The organism is Streptomyces sp. NPDC027962 (assembly GCF_055566095.1).
This window is the reverse complement of sequence record NZ_JBVHTA010000117.1, coordinates 1-1,330: the sequence shown is the minus strand read 5'-3', so window position 1 is coordinate 1,330 and position 1,330 is coordinate 1. Positions and strand designations below refer to the sequence as shown.

General features: G+C 65.3%; 1 protein-coding gene. It reads right to left on the bottom strand.

Features of this window, described 5'->3' with window-relative positions; genetic code table 11:
* Window positions 1-27: 27 nt before the first annotated feature.
* A protein-coding gene (locus ACZ4SA_RS36940) for an IS3 family transposase (protein WP_468283254.1) occupies window positions 28-1,280 on the bottom strand; the annotation gives its coding sequence in 2 pieces (ribosomal slippage) (window positions 28-998 and window positions 998-1,280; 1,254 coding nt in all).
* Window positions 1,281-1,330 lie beyond the last annotated feature (50 nt).

The following is a 1,330-nucleotide window of genomic DNA, read 5'->3' as shown; positions in this document are numbered from 1 at the left end:
TGAACCGCCCCGGGTTCGGTGGAGATCTCAGACTGTGGTTGTGACCTGGGGTTTCGTGAGTTCGGTGTAGTAGTTGGCTTCGTATTCGACGGGCGGGACGTGGCCTATCTCACCGTGGAGTCTTCGGTGGTTGTACCAGTCGACCCACTCGGCGGTGGCCAACTCGACCTGGGAGAGCGTCTTCCAGGGCCGCTGGGGCTTGATCAACTCGGTTTTGAACAGCCCGATTGTGGACTCCATCAGGGCGTTGTCGTACGCGTCACCGACGGATCCGATGCTCGCCGCGATGCCGGCGGCGTCCAGGTGCTCGGCGAGCTTGAACGATGTGTATTGCGACCCGGCATCCGAATGATGGATCAACTCGCCTGGCTGTACCGGCTGTTGGTCGCGGTCGCGTTGCCAGATGGCCATCTCCAGGGCGTCCAGGACGAAGACGGTCTCCTTCACGGTGGCCGCGGACCAGCCGACGATCCGGCGGGAGAAGGTGTCCACGACGAACGCGACGTAGACGGTCGCGGACCAGGTCTTCACGTGGGTGAAGTCCGCCACCCAGCACCGGTTCGGGGCGACGGTGACGAAGTCGCGGTCGACCAGATCGGGGGCCCGCTGGGCCTGCCCGCCGGGGATCGTGGTGATGACGCGTTTGCCGCGCACCGCTCCCTGGATACCGAGCTCGCGCATCAGGCGCTCGACGGTGCAGCGGGCCACCGCATGTCCCTGCCGGTTCAGCTCGCGCCAGATCTTCCGGGCTCCGTAGACACGGTAGTTGGACGTGTAGACGTGCTGGATCCTCTCCTTGAGTGCCTCGTCGCGCACGGAACGGGCGGAGGGCGTTTGGAGGCGTTTGTTGTGGGCGTAGTACGTGGAAGGAGCAATCTTGCAGTCGTGCTCGGTGAGCGTCCTGCAGATCGGCTCGACCCCGCCGAAGCGGTCCCGGTGCTCGTCGATGAACGCTACGAGCGCGTGTGTGGCCGGTCGAGCTCGGCCGCGAAGAAACTCGCCGCGGCCTTCAGGATCTCGTTCGCCCGCTTCAGCTCGGCGTTCTCCTTCTTCAACGCCTTGAGCTGGGCGGACTCCTCCGTCGTCGTCCCCGGACGCTGCCCCGCGTCGATCTCGTACTGCTTCACCCAGTTCCGCAGCGTCTCGCGGGAGCCGATGCCGAGCTTGTCCGCGACCGCCTGCAGGACGGCCGTCTCGTTCGGGTGGTCGTCGCGCACTTCGGCGACCATGCGCACCGCGCGACGGCGCAACTCAAGCGGGTAACGGGAGGGTCGTGCCATGACTCAATCCTTTCACGGAATCGAGTCTCTACCTGACACGGGGCGGTTCA